The 17,308-nt window shown below is 67.0% G+C and carries 12 protein-coding genes; 3 read left to right on the plus strand and 9 right to left on the minus strand.

Annotated elements, in window-relative coordinates; translation table 11 throughout:
* The first annotated feature begins 95 nt into the window (after positions 1-95).
* Together FHW84_RS12815 and FHW84_RS12820 are read left to right on the plus strand one after the other, a co-directional pair.
* On the plus strand, positions 96-2,762 hold the full coding sequence (locus FHW84_RS12815) for a LuxR C-terminal-related transcriptional regulator (protein ID WP_167256077.1): 2,667 nt from the start codon (positions 96-98) through the stop codon (positions 2,760-2,762).
* 1,143 nt (positions 2,763-3,905) lie between these two features.
* Positions 3,906-4,160: a hypothetical protein gene (locus tag FHW84_RS12820; RefSeq protein ID WP_167256079.1), complete on the plus strand. Its 255-nt coding sequence runs from the start codon at positions 3,906-3,908 to the stop codon at positions 4,158-4,160.
* Between the two features lie 326 nt (positions 4,161-4,486).
* Here the strand turns inward: FHW84_RS12820 and FHW84_RS12825 are convergent, their stop codons facing one another.
* From FHW84_RS12825 to FHW84_RS12865, 9 genes are all read right to left on the minus strand, one after another.
* Positions 4,487-4,945 carry a hypothetical protein gene (locus FHW84_RS12825; protein ID WP_167256081.1) on the minus strand — a complete coding sequence of 153 codons (459 nt, stop codon included), beginning with the start codon at positions 4,943-4,945 and terminating at the stop codon, positions 4,487-4,489.
* Positions 4,946-5,110: 165 nt separating this feature from the next.
* Positions 5,111-5,932 (minus strand): uroporphyrinogen-III synthase, encoded by an 822-nt coding sequence (locus tag FHW84_RS12830; protein WP_167256083.1) that lies wholly within the window; start codon positions 5,930-5,932, stop codon positions 5,111-5,113.
* Positions 5,932-7,362: a siroheme synthase CysG gene (cysG, locus tag FHW84_RS12835; protein WP_167256085.1), complete on the minus strand. Its 1,431-nt coding sequence runs from the start codon at positions 7,360-7,362 to the stop codon at positions 5,932-5,934. The genes FHW84_RS12830 and cysG overlap by 1 nt, the downstream gene beginning before the upstream one ends.
* Before the next feature lie 31 nt (positions 7,363-7,393).
* Positions 7,394-10,105, minus strand: coding sequence for a nitrate reductase (locus tag FHW84_RS12840; RefSeq protein WP_167256087.1), 2,712 nt, complete (start codon positions 10,103-10,105; stop codon positions 7,394-7,396).
* Positions 10,102-10,443, minus strand: coding sequence for a nitrite reductase small subunit NirD (gene nirD / locus FHW84_RS12845; RefSeq protein WP_167256089.1), 342 nt, complete (start codon positions 10,441-10,443; stop codon positions 10,102-10,104). The genes FHW84_RS12840 and nirD overlap by 4 nt, the downstream gene beginning before the upstream one ends.
* 4 nt (positions 10,444-10,447) lie before the next feature.
* The gene (gene nirB, locus FHW84_RS12850; RefSeq protein ID WP_167256091.1) at positions 10,448-13,015 is read right to left on the minus strand and encodes a nitrite reductase large subunit NirB; all 2,568 of its coding nucleotides are present in this window, start codon (positions 13,013-13,015) and stop codon (positions 10,448-10,450) included.
* A gap of 10 nt (positions 13,016-13,025) precedes the next feature.
* The gene (locus FHW84_RS12855) at positions 13,026-14,360 is read right to left on the minus strand and encodes an MFS transporter (RefSeq protein ID WP_167256093.1); all 1,335 of its coding nucleotides are present in this window, start codon (positions 14,358-14,360) and stop codon (positions 13,026-13,028) included.
* A 285-nt stretch (positions 14,361-14,645) separates the two neighbouring features.
* Entirely contained in the window at positions 14,646-15,557 is a 912-nt protein-coding gene (locus tag FHW84_RS12860; protein WP_167256095.1) for a hypothetical protein, read from the minus strand.
* 1 nt (position 15,558) lies between these two features.
* Positions 15,559-15,963, minus strand: a complete 405-nt coding sequence (locus FHW84_RS12865; RefSeq protein ID WP_167256097.1) for a hypothetical protein — start codon at positions 15,961-15,963, stop codon at positions 15,559-15,561.
* A 376-nt stretch (positions 15,964-16,339) separates the two neighbouring features.
* On the opposite strand from FHW84_RS12865, the gene FHW84_RS12870 reads away from it, so the two are divergent.
* On the plus strand, positions 16,340-17,185 hold the full coding sequence (locus FHW84_RS12870; RefSeq protein ID WP_167256099.1) for an efflux RND transporter periplasmic adaptor subunit: 846 nt from the start codon (positions 16,340-16,342) through the stop codon (positions 17,183-17,185).
* Positions 17,186-17,308 lie beyond the last annotated feature (123 nt).

A 17,308-nucleotide genomic window follows, 5' to 3' on the forward strand; every position in this document is an offset into this window, starting at 1 on the left:
TGATACATGGCGATTCCCGGCCAGGCGATGGGCGTGGCTCTACGGCGCTCCGCCGAAAAAAACAGACGAGGCGCGCGCCGGGTTGCTTCCGGCCAATGAGCGAGCCTGAGTTGATTCTCAAGACGACGCCGCCGCGCCTACTGCGCGGCGTAGCGAAACGTGAGCGGCTTCATGCTTTCTGGCTCTCGGCGCGCGAGCGTGCGGCTATCCTGGCGACCGCCCCCGCCGGCTTCGGCAAGACCACCGTCTTGCTGCAATGGCGCCGTCAATGGCTGGAGCAAGGCGCGCTAGTGGCGTGGCTCAGCGCCGATGTCCGGGACGAACCGTTGCGTTTTGTCCTCGCCCTGCTGCACGCCCTCGCCGGAGCTAGCGGCAAGGCGGTGTTCGGGACCCTCGCTGCCCGGTGCGAGAACAAGGCCGACCAGGACTTGGCCATGCTCACCGCGCTGCTGGGCGAGATCGCGCTGCTCGGCACCGAGACGGTGCTAATGCTCGATGATGCGGAGCGCTTTCCCGAGACGACCGTGCGCTCCTCGCTGCCCTATCTGCTGCTCAATGCGCCCGCGAACCTGCACGTGGTCATCGGGTCGAGGGCGCCGTTATCGCTTCCCCTCGCCGAGCTGGCGGCGAAGGGCGGCTTGGCGCAGCTCAAGGCTGACGACCTGCGGTTCCGCCTCGAGGAATCCATCGAGCTGCTGGATCGGCGCCTGGAACGACGGCTTAGCGTGCATCAGGCCGCCAAGCTTCACGATGCCGTGCAAGGGTGGCCGATCGGCCTGCAGTTCGCCATTTCCAGGGTCGAGTACGAAGAGGATCCGGCCGCGTCGGTGAGCAGTTTCTCGCCACGCCAGGGCGACCTGCAGCATTACTTTGTCGATGCCCTGCTCGGCGATCTGTCCGCTGACGAGTCGGACTTCCTGATACGCATCGCCATCCTCGACTATCTCCAGGCCGGATTGTGCGCGGCCGTGACCGGTCATGCGGGAGCGGAAGGTCTGCTCGACCGGCTGGCGAGGGGAACCCCGCTGATCATGAGCGGACACGAGGACTGGATACGGCTGCATCCGCTGGCCAGGGATTTTCTGCTGGAGCGTTTCGAGCGCCTGCCATGCGACGAGCAGATCGAACTGCACGTGCGCGCTTCCCGCTGGTTCGCCGAACGCGAGCGCTTCCATGAAGCGGCGCGCCACGCCATGGCGGCTGGCGATGAAACGCAGGCGCACGCCTATGCGATGCGGTCACTGGCGATGCTCGGCGCACAGGGGCGGCTGACCGAGGCGCGCGAATGGCTGGCTTGTATTCCTGGGCGTATCCTGGCGCGGGATATGTCGCTCAAGCTGGTGGCCGCCTGGGTGTTCGCGCTTGGCGATCGCAACGAAGAGGCCTTGCGCGTCGCCCTGAGGGCGGCCGCCGATCCCGCGAGTACGCCGCTGCGGCGCATGATCGCGCTGCGAGTGGCGGGCGGCGCGGCGATCTATGCGGACCGACTCGGTCTGGTGGCGGAGCTGGTGGCGCAATGGCCGCCGGTGGACCATATCGAAGACCCTCTGTACGTCGTGGCACCCTTGAACGGCAACGCCATTCTTGCGTTGCACGCGGGACGCACCGCGGAAGTGCGCGAACTCACCGCGCGCGTGGTCGCCCATGGCGAGGGTGGCTCCCTGCGTCTCGCCGCCGCGCTGGCACGAACCATTGCTGGCCTCAGCTATCTATGGGACGGCAGTGCCTATCAGGTCGAGCTGACCCTGAGCTCCGCGCTGAACATGGTCGAACGAGAAGAAGGCCGGCGCAGCACCATCGCCAGCACCTATGCCGCCGTCCTGGCCGCCGCCATGCTGCAGCGCGGCCGGACGGATACTGCGCAAGCCTTGCTCGCCGATCGGCTGGACGTGATCGAGAGCGGCTTTCCCGACATCGTGCTGACTGCCTATTACGCACTGGTCCGCATCGCGCTCGATAAGGGCGAGGAACGGCGCGCCCTGGCAGCGCTGGACAACCTCGAGGCGTTGGCTCGCCGCAGGCAATTACCACGGTTGCAGCTGCATGCTCTGGTCGAGCAGATCCGCATCCACGCGCTGAACCGGCGCACCGAAACGGTCATGCGACTACTGGCGACGCTGGACCAGCTTGCACCGGTGTTCCGGCGCAAGGCATACGTGCCTTTCCTTTCGCATTTTTTGCTGACAGCGGCGATCGCCAAGGCTTACGCGGCCCTCGGACGCCAGCATCTCGATGAGGCGGAGCGGCAGTTGAAATCTGCCGATGCGCTCGCCCATCAGCTACATCGCAACTACGACGCTCAGACGCTCAAGGTGCTGCGCGCGGTGCTCGCGCGGCAGCGTGGTGCCGCCGAATCGGCCACCCTGATGTCCGAAGCGATCAGCCTGGCCCGACTTGGCGGCAACGTCCGCCTACTGATCGATACTCACCCCGAAGCGGTGCGGATGGCCAGCGAACTTCATCCTGCCTACGCCGCTGAGCCGTCCACGCAGAATTCGGAATCGGCCGAAGCAGTGTCCCCATTTGCCCTGCCCGTAGTGCCCCTCTCGGTGCGTCAGGGTCTGCTGACCGCCAAGGAAGCCGAAATTCTTCATCTGCTCGACAAAGGCCTGTCGAATAAGCTGATCGCGCGCACGCTCGACATTAGCGGCGAAACCGTCAAATGGCATCTCAAGAACCTGTTCCAGAAATTATCGGCCGGAACCCGCAAACATGCGGTCGATCGGGCGCGGCTGCTCGGGCTAGTGAACGGGGAAGTTTGAGATTCCTGCGATTGATTTGCTGAAACAGGAGTCAATCGAGCGTGGTGGTAATCGCGACATGCGCAAGGAGCAGGAGAACGCTGACCCGGCATAGCGCCGGCAGTCCCCTGAGCCACGCAGTTACCCCCGCCGCACCCGCGCACCCTTTAGAGGTCGATTTCGACGCAGCTATCCACAACCCGCCAGAATTGGTCTGGCGCAACCTGTCGGGTATGAAATGCGAAACCGTGGCGACGCGCTTTGACGCATGCATAGACACCGTTCCGACAAGCCGAGGATCCCGCATCGGCCATCATCAATCCCGTTTCGACAGGACTTTCTGGGCTAGCCGGTGCCGCCTTTCCTGCGGGAACGTGCGGCGGCACCGGAAACAGGTAATGGAGGTAACCCGCCTTTTTTTGTCGCTCAAGTCATTGATTTTACGAAGATCAATGATTACTAAAGAAGGTGATCCGAGGTAACCCCAAAGGTAATTACTTTCTAAGTGATTGATTTTTCGTGGCCAGCCCCATCTACATGATTACCTCTTAAGAAGGTAATCCATTACTTTCTGATCACCTCATAGATTACCGTTCAGAACCGCTTTTACCACATTGATTTCACACGAAAAACCTATCTACCAAAAAGCATGATTACCTTGATTACCTTTTTCCGACGGAGTCAAACATTTTCTAGCTCATGAAAGAGCGACACACCTAGCCATCGTCATCGACGGCAATCTCCACGATCACGCAGTTGCACGCCGCCGCGGCACCGAAGGCGACACTCGTCAAAACGCAACCACCCATCGCACCCACGCGGTCAGTTGGATAGACGCTTTCTTGGAGGTGTTTGTCCCACAGCACGCCCCCTACTTATCGCCGCCTTCGCAGTCGCTTGTGTACAGACCCACTCATACACCCTGGCAAGCTTGCCCCGGTGATTTGCCGTGCCGACGATAGTGGCCTCATTCGCCGCCCATTCCGCTATGTCGCACACCCATTGTTCTGGGAGCCCCCATTCAGAACAGCCTCTTCTTGCCCGGCGTTGGGACGAGCGTAATGCTGTTTGTTATCACCATGACCGCGCTCGCAGACGTCATCGCTCCTTCCTGGTGACCTCTGCCGAAACGCTCGTATCCTCATCCCCCTTGCTGGAGCATGCATGATCGGCATCCCCTCAACCGGCAACCTGACTCAGGCTGTCCTTACCGCGGTCTGCTTCGAAGGCCTCTCTGCTGAGACCCGGCAAGGGCGGAAAGCGATGCTCGCCATCATCGACGAGAATGGAAAGGTCATCGAACGAGGCCCCGCTGTTGCCAGGGAGGCCTGGAATGTCACGCTCGCCTGCTACAAGAATTTCCTGGTAGGACAAGGACACCTTAGGGTGTTCTCCGGTCCGCCAAGCACTACAAACTGAGACACTACAAAGCGGCTTAACGGCCGCTTTTTTTTCGCCCACATGAAAAGTTTATATAGACTTGACTTTGGGCACGCAAAGAAGAAGTAACTCGCCCCGCGGCAGCGGGGCGAAACACTCGCCAACGGCGAGACACCCAACCGTCAACGCAACAACCGAGCGACAAAGTCCCCGGATTCCAGCTTTCGCTGGAATGACGAGCGAGGCCTACGCCGGGATGACGAAGTTGAGACGATGAGGCAAGACCGTTGCTCACCCCAACCCTCTCTCCCACGGGGACTACCTTCGGGTCACCCAGAGGGGAGAGGGGGTACGACGTTCGCCCCTCAGATGGAATGCCGGTAAGGCTTCCCGGACTGGCAATCCTGCACGTCCTCCTGCGTCAGCCGCGCATATGGACGCAGGCTTTCCTCCTTGGCGACCATCACGTCCTGCGTCTGGCGCATCTTCTCCAGCGAGGCGCAGAACTGCGGCGAATGCGGGATCTTCTCGGCATCGGCCTCGATGCCTTTCGATGCGCCATCGGTGCCGTGGATCATCGAGCCGAACAGCAGCCGCGGCACCGCATACCTGGTCAGGCGCGAGGCGGCATCGAACGAGATGTCGATCACTTCCAGCGAGGCTTCGCGGTAATCGAGAACGGCCGCGCGCTGATCGGCGGTCAGCGCCAGCGGCTGCTTGTCGATGGTCACGCCGCCGGTCACGTCGATATAGGCCTTCGGCACGTCCTTGTCGCCGCGCAGTTCCAGCGGCTCCTGGTGCATCTTGATACGGTCCGCTTCCATATCGCGCCTGGCCGCGCCGGAACACCCCGCAAGCACGAGCGCGGCAACGGACAGCAGGAGGAGGGGACGAACTTCCATGGCGCACTCGCATCGGCAAGCAAGGCGCAGACGATAAAGACGCGCCGCACCGCCTGCCCCGTGCCAAAGGTCGCCCTCCCCCAGAAGTCAGGGCCGCGCCAGGGCCTCGGCCAGCGCCGTGCTCAGCGGCTTCATGTAGTAGCTGTCCGCCGGCACCGCGTGGACGCGCACGCCATGCTGCGCGAGTGTGTCGGCCACCACCGGCCCGACCGCGGCCACCACGACGCGCGACAAGGCCTCCTTCGACACGTCGGCGCCGGCCAGCCGGAACAAGCGCTCCACCTGCTGGATGCTGGTGAATGCGATGGCGTCGATCTCGCCCTGGCGCATGCCTTCGAGCATGGCCAGCACGTCGGCATCGTCGGCCGCATCGGCGTAGCGGTAAGGCGCCACCGGCAATACGTGTGCGCCCGCCTCGGCGAGAAACGCCATCAGCGGCGCATTCGGCTCGGTGCCGTACAGCTGCACGCCGACCTTGCGTCCGCGCAGATCCAGCTCGCGCAAGCAGGCGATCACGCCCGGGGTCGTCGCCGGTTCCGCCACCAGGCTGGGGCGCAAGCCCAGTTCGCGCAGCACGCGGCCCGGCTTGGGGCCCCGCGCGATGATCCGCACCCGGGCCAGGCGGGCGATAAAGCGCTCGCCCCACTCCGGTGCGTGCCGATCCAGCGCATCCAGCAAGCGGCTCAATCCTTCGCCGGTAAACAGCACCAGATCGTCGCAGGCGCCGTCGTTGAAGCGGCGCAGCCAGTCCAGCACCGGCGCTGGATCCGCGGCATCGCGGATCTCCACCAGCGGACAACGCAGCACGGTGGCGCCGCGGCGTTCGAGCAGCGTGGCGAAGACGTCCAGCGCGCGCGATTCCGGCACGGCGATGCGGCGTCCCGCCAAGGCCTGTTCGGGCGCCGCCATCAAGCCACTTCCATGCACGGCAGCGCCGCGGCGGTTTCTTCCGCCACCAGCGTGCCGAACCAGCTGTGTTTGCGCGCAAACGCGGCCACCTCGCCCACGATCAGCAAGGCCGGCGTGCCCACCGCATGCTCCCTCGCCAGCCTGGGCAGATCGCGCAGCACACCCGTCACCACGCGCTGCCGCGGCAGGCTGCCGTTCTCGATCAGGGCCACCGGGGTTTCCGGATCGCGCCCCCGCGCAAGCAGGCGCGCCGTCAGCATGCCGATCCGTTCCACGCCCATATAGACGGCCAAGGTCTGGCGCGGCTGGGCCAGCATGGCGTCGCTCAAGGTTTCCGCCGCATCCTTGCCGTGCGCCGTCACCAGGCACACCGACTGCGCCAGCTCGCGATGCGTCAGCGGGATGCCCGCATAAGCCGCGCAGGCCACGGCGGCGGTGATGCCGGGCACGATCTCGCAGTCGACGCCATGTTCGCGCAGAAAGGCCAGCTCTTCGCCGCCGCGGCCGAACACGAACGGATCGCCGCCTTTCAGCCGCACCACGCGCCGCCCGGCCAGCGCGTGCGCGAGCATCAGCTCATGCGTCCGTTCCTGCGGCACCTGGCGGCCACCGCAGCGCTTACCCACGTCGATGCGCTCGGCATCGCGCCGCGCCAGTGCCAGGATGTCGTCGCCGATCAGCTGGTCGTGCAGGATCACATCGGCCTGGCCCAGCGCACGCAGCGCCGCCAAGGTCAGCAGGCCGGGATCGCCTGGGCCGGCGCCGACCAGCGCGACGGAACCACGCGGCTGCACATCCTTATCGCCACTCAAGGCATCGAGCAGCACCCGCTCCGCCTCCTCGTGGCGCGCACGCCGCAGCAGCTTCAGCACCGGGCCGTCGTGCAGCCAGCCATAGAAGCCGCGGCGCTGCGCCAGATCGCCGTAGCGCCGCGCGATGCTGCCGCGATGGCGCTGCGCCAGCGCCACCAGCGAACCCAGCGCATGATCCAGCACGCGCTCCAGCATCTCGCGCACGCGGCTGGCCAAGGCCGGCGCGGCGCCGGCGGTGGAGATCGCCACCATCAGCGGCGCGCGGTCGATCACCGCCGGCACGTGGAAGCGCGACAGCACGGCATCGTCGACCACGTTGACCAGTATCCGCCGCGCCCCCGCATCGGCCGCGATCCGCGCATTGACCGCCTTGTCGCCGGTGGCCGCCACCACCAGCCACACCTCGTCGAGCCAGCCCGGCTCGTAGTCGCCGCGCAGCCATGCCACCGCGCCGTCCTGCGCCAGGCGCGCCAGCCCGGCATCGAGCTGCGGTGCTCCCACTCGCACCAACGCACCGGCCTCGCGCAAGGCGGCCACCTTGCGCCGCGCCACCGTGCCGCCGCCCACCACCAGCACCGGCAAGCCCTGCAGATCGGCAAACAACGGATACAGCTTCATCGGTACGCCCTCCAGCCGCATCCGTGCCCGCTCATGCCGCGGTAACCGCGCGCGTCTCGGCGATCAGCCGCCGCAACTCAGGAATACAGGACCCGCAATTGCCACCCGCACGCAGCTCGGCGGTGATCTGCGCCGGCAGGTCCATATCGTTCGCGCGGATCGCCTCGAGAATGGTGTTGCGCCCCACGCCGAAGCAGGAACACACCACCGGCCCGGGATCGCCGCCACCGCCCGGCGGCTCGCCCGACAACAGGGCCAGCCGGTCGGCTTCGTCCAGCCGCTCGCGCGCGAACAGCGAGGACAGCCATTGGCGCGACGGCAGGTGCGGTTGCGCCGCAAGGAACAGGCAGGACTCGATGCGGCCATCGCGCAGGTGCACGGCGCGGTATACGCCGGTCTCGCGATCCTCGAAGGCCAGCCAGTCCGCGCCGGTTTCATCCGCCCCCAGCCAGCCCTTCGCCCAGGCATCGCAATCGGCCGGCCGCTCGCGGTGCGCCAGTTCGTAGCGCAGAAAGCGGTCGCCGCGGATCAAGGTCCAATAGCTCAGCGCCGACGCCGGCAGCGCCTGCCGCGCCAGCGCAAAGCCATACCAGCGCACCGCGAACGGCTCGACCCGCACCGGCGTGTGCTTGAACTCCGGCTCGCCGGAGACCGGATCCACCGCCGGATTCACCACCCCGCCCACGCGCGCATCCGAAGCGAATTGATCGCTCCAGTGGATCGGCACGAACACCTGCCCCGCCAGGATGCCGCCGCCATGGCGCACCCGCCCCACCATCGCCCCCCAGCGCGAACTGACCCGTGCCAGCGTGCCTTCGCGCACGCCGCAGCGCAGCGCATCGTGCGGATGCATGTCGATAAAGGGTTCGCCGATATGGCCGTTGAGCCGCGGCGAGCGCGCGGTGCGCGTCATGGTGTGCCACTGGTCGCGGATGCGGCCGGTGTTGAGCACCAGCGGATACTCGCGGTCGACGGCATGCACCGGCGGACGCGAAGCCGTGGCGACGAAACGCGCGCGGCCATGGGCATGGCTGAAGCGGCCGTCCGAAAACAGGCGCGGCGTGCCCTCGCCCGCTTCCGTCACCGGCCACTGCACCGGCGCGAGCGTGTCGTAGGCTCGCCGATCGAGCCGCGCCAAGCTCCCAAGATGCAGGCGCCTGTACGCAGCCGGCACACCATCGGCGGCAGGCTCGCGGTTGCGGAAGGTCGTGAGCTGCGCATGCTCGACGAAAATCTCGTGCGGGTTGCCGAACTCGAAACCGCGCTCGAAACCCATCCGCCGCGCCACCTCGCACACCACGCGCCAATCCGCGCGCGCCTCGCCCGGCACCGGCAGGAACGGCCGCTGCCGCGAGATGCGCCGCTCCGAACTGGTCACCGTGCCGTCCTTCTCGCCCCAGCCCAGCGCCGGCAGCAGCACGTGGGCGAAGGCATTGGTGTCGGTGCGCTCGACGATGTCCGAGCACACCACCAGCTCGCAGCGCGCCAGCGCGGCGCGCACCTTGTCCGCCTCGGGCAGGCTTACCGCCGGATTGGTCGCCATGATCCACAGCGCCTTGATCCGCCCCTCGCCCACCGCATCGAACAGCTCCACCGCCTTCAGGCCCGGCTTGTCGGCCATGCGCGGCGACTGCCAGAACGCCTGCACGATATCCCGGTGCGCCGGTTCGCCCAGCTCCATATGCGCCGCCAGCATGTTGGCCAGGCCGCCGACTTCGCGCCCACCCATCGCATTGGGCTGTCCCGTGATGGAGAACGGCCCCATGCCCGGCCGGCCGATGCGCGCGGTGGCGAGATGGCAATTGATGATGGCGTTGACCTTGTCGGTGCCGCTGCTGGACTGGTTCACGCCCTGCGAAAACAGCGTCACCACCTTCTCGTGCCGCGCGAACAGGCGATAGAATGCCACCACGTCCGCCGCCTGCAGGCCGCACTGCTGCGCCACCTGGGCCGGGTCGCCCGCCTCCGCCTCGGCGGCCGCCAGCGCCGCATCGAAGCCTTCCGTATGCGCATCGATAAACGCGGGATCGATCACGCCATGGCGGAACAGAAACGACAGCAGGCCGTTGAACAGCCGCACGTCGGTGCCCGGGCGGATCGGCAGGTGCAGATCGGCGCCTTCGCAGGTGGCGGTAAAGCGCGGATCGATCACCACCACGCGCGGACCGTCGCGGCCGTCGCGCGCCTGCGTCACGCGCTGGAACAGCACCGGATGGCACCAGGCCGTATTGGAACCGACCAGCACCACCAGCTCGGCCTGCTCCAGGTCTTCATAGCAGCCCGGCACCACGTCCTCGCCAAACGCGCGCTTGTGGCCCGCTACCGCGGAGGACATGCACAGGCGCGAGTTGGTATCGATATTGGCCGTGCCCAGATAACCCTTGGCCAGCTTGTTGACGACGTAATAGTCCTCGGTCAGCAACTGCCCGGATACGTAGAACGCCACCGCGTCCGGACCGTGCTCCGCCACCACGCGCGAGAAGCCGTCCGCCACGCGCTGGATCGCTTCATCCCAGCCCGCACGGCGCACCACGCCATCCGCCTCGCGCAGCAGCGGATGCAGCAGCCGCCCTTCCATCCCGACCGTATCGCCCAGCGCCGAACCCTTGACGCACAAACGCCCGCGATTGGACGCATGCGCCGGATCGCCCGCCACCCGCGCCGCGCCGTCCGCGTCCACACTGGCCAGCACGCCGCAACCGACGCCGCAGTAGGGACAGGTGGTGCGTACCGCTTCGCTCATGTATCGCGCCGCTCCACCTGCACGTCCTCGCCCTGCCGCCGCACCGCCCAGGTGCGCACCGCCTGCTGCGGTTGCTCCAGGCATTCGCCGGTACGCAGGTCGAAGTGCTGCTTGTGGATCGGCGACGCCACCACCACGCGCTCGCCGAGGCTGCCGACCAGCCCGCGCGACAGCACCGCCGCGCCCGAGCAGGGATCGAGATTGTCGATCGCGTAGAGCTCCTCGCCGATGCGGAATACCGCCACCTGCTCGCTGCCCACCAGGGCGCAGACGCCGGTGGACGGCACGATGTCGCCGATGGCGCAGATGGACATCCAGCCTGCCTGTTCGCTCGTCATGGCCTCACTCCGTCTCCACCACCACGGGAATGCCGCGCAATGCGCGCTTCTCCTGCACCGTCGCAGGCCGGATCTGCCCGCGCTCCGGCACGAAGGCCACGCGGTCGTCGCCGGCTTCGCTGTTGACGAAGTGGCGGAAGCGTGCGCGCACCGCGGGATCGGTCACCGCACGCTTCCACTCGCAGGCATAGGTGTCGACCACCAGGGCCATTTCGGCTTCGAGTTCCGCGGCCAGGCCCAGCTTGTCGTGCACGACCACGTCGCGCAGATAGTCCATGCCGCCTTCCAGCCCATCGCGCCACACGCTGGTGCGCTGCAGGCGGTCGGCGGTGCGGATGTAGAACATCAGGAAGCGGTCGATATAGCGAACGAGGGTGGCCGTATCCATGTCGCCCGCCAGCAGCTCGGCGTGCCGCGGCTTCATGCCGCCATTGCCGCAGACGTAGAGATTCCAGCCCTTCTCGGTGGCGATCACGCCCACGTCCTTGCTCTGCGCCTCGGCGCATTCGCGCGCGCAGCCGGACACGGCGAACTTCAGCTTGTGCGGCGAGCGCAGTCCCTTGTAGCGGTTTTCCAGGTCGATCGCGGTGCCCACCGAATCCTGCACGCCATAGCGGCACCAGGTGGAACCCACGCAGGACTTCACCGTGCGCACCGACTTGCCATAGGCATGGCCGGATTCGAAGCCCGCTTCGATCAGTTCCTCCCAGATCAGCGGCAGCTGCTCCAGCCGCGCGCCGAACAGATCCACGCGCTGGCCGCCGGTGAGCTTGGTGTACAGGCCGTACGACTTGGCGATGCGGCCAATGGCGATCAGTCCATCCGGCGTCACTTCGCCGCCGGCCATGCGCGGCACCACCGAATAGGTGCCGTCCTTCTGGATATTGGCCAGGAAGTAGTCGTTGGAATCCTGCAGCGAAGCGTGTTCCTGCTGCAGCACGAATTCGTTCCAGCACGAGGCCAGGATGCTGGCCGCCACCGGCTTGCAGATATCGCAACCCAGCCCCTGGCCATGGCGCGCCAGCAGTTCGTCGAAGCGGCGGATGCGCTCCACGCGCACCAGGTGGTACAGCTCCTGCCGCGAATACGCGAAGTGCTCGCATAGATGGCTGGTCACCGCCAGGCCCTGGCGCACCATCTCCGCCTTCATGATCTGGGTGACCAGCGGCACGCAGCCGCCGCAGGTGGTGCCGGCGCGCGTGGCCTCTTTCAAGGCGCCGATGCTGGTGGCGCCCTCGCCCACCGCCTTGCACAACTGCCCCTTGGATACGTTGTTGCACGAACACACCTGGGCCGAGGCCGGCAGCGCATCGACCGCCAGCCCCGGTTTCGCCTTGCTGTCCGACGCGGGCAGGATCAGCGATTCCGGCGCCTCCGGCAGCTCCATGCCGTTGAGCATCATCTGCAGCAAGGTGCCGTACTCGGCGGCATCGCCCACCAGCACGCCACCGAGCAGGCGCTTGCCGTCTTCCGATACCACCAGCCGCTTGTAGACCTGGCGGCGCTCGTCGCTGAACTGATAGCTGCGGCTGCCCGGCGTGGCGCCGTGCGCATCGCCGAGGCTGGCCACGTCCACGCCCATCAGTTTGAGCTTGGTCGACATGTCGGCGCCGGCGAACTCCGGCAGGTCGCGCGCTTCCTCGCGCGTCAGCAGGGCATGCAGATGCTTGGCCACCACGCGCGCCATCTCGTAGCCCGGCGCCACCAGGCCGAACACCTTGCCGCCCCATTGCGCGCATTCGCCGATGGCGTAGACGTCGCGGTCGCGCGTGCGGCAGAAGTTGTCGACCATGATGCCGCCGCGCTGGCCCACGCCCAGCTCGCATTGCCGCGCCAGTTCGTCGCGCGGGCGGATGCCGGCGGAGAACACGATCAGGTCGGTCTCCAGGGTGCTGCCGTCGGCGAACTTCATGGCGTGACGTGCGCTGGTACCGTCAATGATCTCCTGTGTGTTCTTGCCCGTATGCACCACCAGGCCGAGTTCCTCGATGGTCCGGTGCAGGATGCGCCCGCCACCGTCGTCCACCTGCACCGCCATCAGGCGCGGCGCGAATTCCACCACGTGCGTTTCCAGGCCCATGTCGCGCACGGCCTTGGCGCATTCCAGCCCCAGCAGGCCGCCGCCGACCACCACGCCACGTTTGGATTGCGCGCCCCATTCGGCCAGTTCGGCGAGGTCGTCGAGCGTGCGGTAGGTGAGGCAGCCGCGGCGGTCGTTGCCGGGGATCGGCGGCACGAACGGCGTGGACCCGGTGGCGAAGACCAGCTTGTCGTACGGAACGACGTCGCCGTCGGCGGTGGTGACCCGCTTGAAGGCGCGGTCGATGCGCGCCGCGCGCGTGGCCAGGCGCAGATGCAGGCCGGGATGATCGAAGAAGCCGGGCGCCACCAGCGACAGCTCGTCCGCGCTGCGGCCGGCGAAGTAGTCGGACAGGTGCACGCGGTCGTAGGCGGGCCGGCTTTCCTCGCACAGCACCGTGATGTCCAGGCCGGGCGTGCCCAGCGCCACCAGTTCCTCCAGCAGCTTGTGGCCGACCATGCCGTTGCCGATCACCACCAGTCTCGTCGTCATGCGCGTCGCCTCAGTCGATGGCCAGGGCCGGCGCCGGCGTATCCACCGGCCCTTGCCGCAATACCCGCTCCTCGGCCACGTGTTCGCGGCTGAAGCGCACGGCGAGCGCGCACAGCGAGCCGGCCAGCACGAAGCCGCCCAGGTACATGAAAGTGAGCTGCACCGAGCCCAGCGATTTCTGCAGGAAACCCGCCGCCACCGCGCCCACGTTGCCGCCGGCACCGACGATGCCGGCCACGCCGCCCAGCGCCTTGCGGTCAATAAAAGGCACCAGCGCATACGTCGCGCCGCAGGCCATATGAGTGAACAGGCCGAAGGCGAGCATCGCGGCCACCGCGGTGGCGGCGCCCTGCGCGCTGGAGAACCACAGCAGCCCGATGCCTTCGAAGAACATCAGCAGGCACAGCAGGCGTGCGCGCGCCGGCAGGCCGTGCCGGCGCACCAGCCGGTCGGAAGCGATGCCGCCCAGCGCTCGTGCGAACAGGGCGAGCAGGCCGAAGCCGCCGACGGCCAGCCCCGCATCGCGCAGGCTCAGCGAGAAACGATCCACGTAGTAGCTGGCGGCCACGCCATGCACGAACAGCTCGATGCCGAAGCAGCCGGCATAGGTGACGAACAGCAACCACACGCGATAGTTGCGCGCCGCCGCGCGGAACGCCGCCCAGCCGCCGGGCTTGCCGCCGTCGATGGCGATGCCGCGCGCGCGCAGCTGGCGATAGTCGCCTTGCGGGCTGTCCTGCGTGCAGCGCCAGTACAAGATGCCGACGACGACCATCAGCACGCCCGGCAGCAGCATCGCAAGACGCCACCCCAGGCCCTGCCCCACGCCCAGCGCCAGCACACCGGCCAGCACCCATGGCATCGCCGCCTGCGCCGCGCCACCGCCGGCGTTACCCCAACCGGCCGCCGCCGCATTCGCCGTGCCCACGACCTGCGGCGCGAACATCACCGAGGTGTGGTACTGCGTGATCACGAAGCTGGCGCCGATCATGCCGATCGCCAGGCGCATGACCAGCAGGGATGCGTAGTCGTGCACCAGCAGCATGCCGAACACCGGCAGCGAGCCGAGCAGCAGCAAACCGGTATACACGCGGCGCGGCCCGAAGCTGTCGCACAGCGGTCCGATCAGCAGCCGGCCGAAAATGGTGACCGCGACCGCGGCGATATTGATGTCCGCGACCTGGCCCGGACTCAGATGCAGCTCGCCGCGTATCAACGGCATCAGCGGCGCGACGGAAAACCACGCGAAGAAACACACGAAGAACGCCAGCCAGCTGAGATGGAACGCACGCATCTGCGGCGTCCGCCATTGCAGCAGCTCGATCCGAGTCGCCTTGCCCGACATGCGCTTTCCCCCGCAGAGAACGAACACGTTGTGCTGCTATGCAACACGTGTGCCATGGGAGAAAAGCGTTGGAATTGCGGTGTTTGCTGAAAAGCTGGCGGATTCAGGCGGCTATTTGTGCACCAAGTTCATTCGTGCATGGAGGGCTTGCACCAGTGCAGTGCAGCATGCACCACCGCCGTAGGTTGGGGTGAGCCGGAGGCGAACCCCAACAAGCCCGCCATGCATCGCAACGTTGGGGTTCGCCTCCGGCTCACCCCAACCTACGGCGGTAACGGCGCTATCTCAGCGTGCCCCGCCCGTCTGCGAAAAACTCAACTCCGTGCACTTCTGCGCGCGCGCCTGCTTGTCCGTATCGCTGCCCGCCGCCATCGCCGCGCCCAGGCAATTGGTATACGCGTCGGTCGCCGCCGCGCGCCCCGCGCCTTCGGCCAGGCTCTGCGCCGCGATGCCGGTGGAGAACACCTTGCCGATCGCCAGGCCCACCGCGGTCGTCCCCGCATCGCTCTTGCCGTCGAAACGTCCATACACCGACAAGGCATCCTCGCGCACCAGCCCAAGCTGCTTGGCGGCTTCCAATGCGGCGGGCCGCTTGGCGGAAGCGGCCTGCTCGGCCGCGGTGAGCGACGGGGTCAGCTGCTGGATCTTGCTGTCGATGGTCTGGTTGGTCGCCTGCGCGCTGGCCAGCTGGCCCTTGGCTTCCTGCAGCTGGCTGGCGGCCTCCTTGGTATCCAGACGCGAGGCCTTCAACTGCGTCAGCCGCGACGACGCCGCGGCAAGCTGGCTTTTCAGCGGCTCGATCGGCGTCTTCTGGCTGCTCAGTGCCTGGATCGAACCCTTGGTGGTCTCCGCTGCCTTGGCCGCATTCAGATAGTCGTTGACCTTGGCCAGGTTCGCCGCGTCCGCGCTCTGCGGTTCCAGGTCGTTGGAGTTCGAATACTTGGCGCGGACCTGCTCCAGCACGAGATCCGAGGTGCCCGCCTTGTTCGCGCCCGCCACCGATACCGGCACGTAGGCCGCATCCAGCTGGTCGTAGCCGATGCTCAGCGTCGCCCCCGACGCGCTCGCCGGATTGGACGTGACGGTGACGCCGAAACTCACCCGCGACGAATACACCAACGCCGCCTGCGGCAACGGCGCGCACGCCGCCAGCGCCAACAGGCTCAATGCCACTGCCGTCCTTGCACGAAGATCCATGTCATCCCCCTTGATGTGTGTTGACCTCACAGACGTGCTCCAACGAACCACCGCCCTTGCGCAATTGCTCCCTGATCGCTGCCGCCTCTTCGGCGCTGCGGATGATCACGATCAGCCGGCACTGGTCCGGCTCCTTGCTGCTGACCACCAGCTGCCGCGCCCAGCCCAGCGAAGTGCCGTAGGCCACCGGCACCATGCCGAAGCCCGCGGTTTCGACCAGCAGCAGGGACGCGCCCGGATCGGGCTCCAGGCGCAGCACGCCGAGCCGGTAGGACACCGTGGTCTTGCCCCCTTGCACCACGCGCACCTGGGTGCAGGCCGCCAGCGCGACGCATACGGCAGGCACGGCAAGGCGCACGGCCCAGGCCCACACCCGAAGGCGCGGGCAGTCGCGCAGCTTGAACAAGGCATTCCCCCTGATGGAATGGCCGCGGTCGAATAACACAGAAATCGATAGCCGGGCGTGAAACCGGGCCGCACGCCGCCTAGGAATATTTCTGGCCGCCGGCAGCCGGCCAAGCCGCCGAAGCGCCGCCCGCAGCTGGCCCGAAACGACAAATCCAAGCCTTTCAGGCACATCCCCGGGCGCCCGGGAAACCGCAAAAACTTACGTCGATCAGGCCCTTGCCGGCGCAGGAACGAGCCGCTAATTTTTGTGAGCGCGGACACGCTTGGACGGGTCACAGGGGGCTCGTCGGCGGCGTCCGCGACTGAAGGGGGACAAAGGAATGACTCTTACGGCTGGGCCTTCGGGCCGCCGCCGGGCATGGAACCGCCCGTGCATGGCGCGCGCTTGCGCGCCTGCGAAACGCCACCGCCATCCGCTGCCCCTGTGCGCCCTGCTGGCCTGGTCCGCGGGTTCCGCGCAGGCCGCCAATCCGCCGTCCTACGACTGCCTGATCGAGCCGACCCAGACGGTCGAGCTGGGCGCGCCGGTGAGCGGGCTGATCGACCGCGTGCTGGTCAAGCGCGGCGACCGCGTGGCGCACAACCAGGTGCTGGCGACGCTGGAATCGCATGCCGAACAGGCGGCGGCAGATCTTGCGCATTACAAGTCGCAACTTGCCGGCCCCAGCCAGCAGGCGCAGAGCAAGATCGAATTTTCCCAGCGCAAGTTCGCCCGCCGCCGCGACATGGCGGCGGAAAAACTCATGTCCAGGCAGGACAGCGACGACGCCGAGGCCGAGCTGAAACAAGCCCAGGCCGAACTGGTCACCGCCAGGGAAAACCGCGAGGTGGCGCGCCTGGAATACGTCCAGCAAAGCAGCCAGCTCGCGCTGCGCACCATCCGCAGCCCGTTCGACGGCGTGGTGGTGGACCAGATGATGTGGCCCGGCGAAATCTTCGAGCCCGGCGCCACCAAGCACGCCGTACTCAAAGTTGCGCAGCTCAATCCGCTGCGCGTGCGCGTGGTGATGCCGCTGCGCGCGTTCGGCGAACCCGCGGCCGGCATGGAGGCCAGCATCGCACCGGAGATTCCCGCCGGCAGCCATTACAGCGCGAAGGTGGCCAGCGTCGACCGCATGGTGGACGCCGCCAGCGGCACCTTCGTGGTCTTCATGGACCTGCCCAATCCCAAGCTCGACATCCCTTCGGGCGTGAAGTGCAAGGCCACCCTGGCCAAGTAAGCCAGCACCGATTCGAAACGGCGACGCCAGCGCGGCGCCGGCATGCAGCACCGCACGCACCCTATTCATCTCAACGTCGATCGGCCACCGCGCATGCGCGGCAGGGCCTGCCAAGAGGGCAAC

Origin of the sequence: Dyella sp. SG562 (assembly GCF_011759495.1) — a bacterium.
In the GTDB taxonomy this organism is placed as follows: domain Bacteria; phylum Pseudomonadota; class Gammaproteobacteria; order Xanthomonadales; family Rhodanobacteraceae; genus Dyella_D; species Dyella_D marensis.

Bases quoted from the DNA above. Each gene is read 5' to 3' on its own strand.
- FHW84_RS12815 (WP_167256077.1), top strand. From the start codon at position 96: ATGAGCGAGCCTGAGTTGATTCTCAAGACGACGCCGCCGCGCCTACTG.
- FHW84_RS12820 (WP_167256079.1), top strand. From the start codon at position 3,906: ATGATCGGCATCCCCTCAACCGGCAACCTGACTCAGGCTGTCCTTACC.
- FHW84_RS12825 (WP_167256081.1), bottom strand. From the start codon at position 4,945: ATGGAAGCGGACCGTATCAAGATGCACCAGGAGCCGCTGGAACTGCGC.
- FHW84_RS12830 (WP_167256083.1), bottom strand. From the start codon at position 5,932: ATGGCGGCGCCCGAACAGGCCTTGGCGGGACGCCGCATCGCCGTGCCG.
- cysG (WP_167256085.1), bottom strand. From the start codon at position 7,362: ATGAAGCTGTATCCGTTGTTTGCCGATCTGCAGGGCTTGCCGGTGCTG.
- FHW84_RS12840 (WP_167256087.1), bottom strand. From the start codon at position 10,105: ATGAGCGAAGCGGTACGCACCACCTGTCCCTACTGCGGCGTCGGTTGC.
- nirD (WP_167256089.1), bottom strand. From the start codon at position 10,443: ATGACGAGCGAACAGGCAGGCTGGATGTCCATCTGCGCCATCGGCGAC.
- nirB (WP_167256091.1), bottom strand. From the start codon at position 13,015: ATGACGACGAGACTGGTGGTGATCGGCAACGGCATGGTCGGCCACAAG.
- FHW84_RS12855 (WP_167256093.1), bottom strand. From the start codon at position 14,360: ATGTCGGGCAAGGCGACTCGGATCGAGCTGCTGCAATGGCGGACGCCG.
- FHW84_RS12860 (WP_167256095.1), bottom strand. From the start codon at position 15,557: ATGGATCTTCGTGCAAGGACGGCAGTGGCATTGAGCCTGTTGGCGCTG.
- FHW84_RS12870 (WP_167256099.1), top strand. From the start codon at position 16,340: ATGGCGCGCGCTTGCGCGCCTGCGAAACGCCACCGCCATCCGCTGCCC.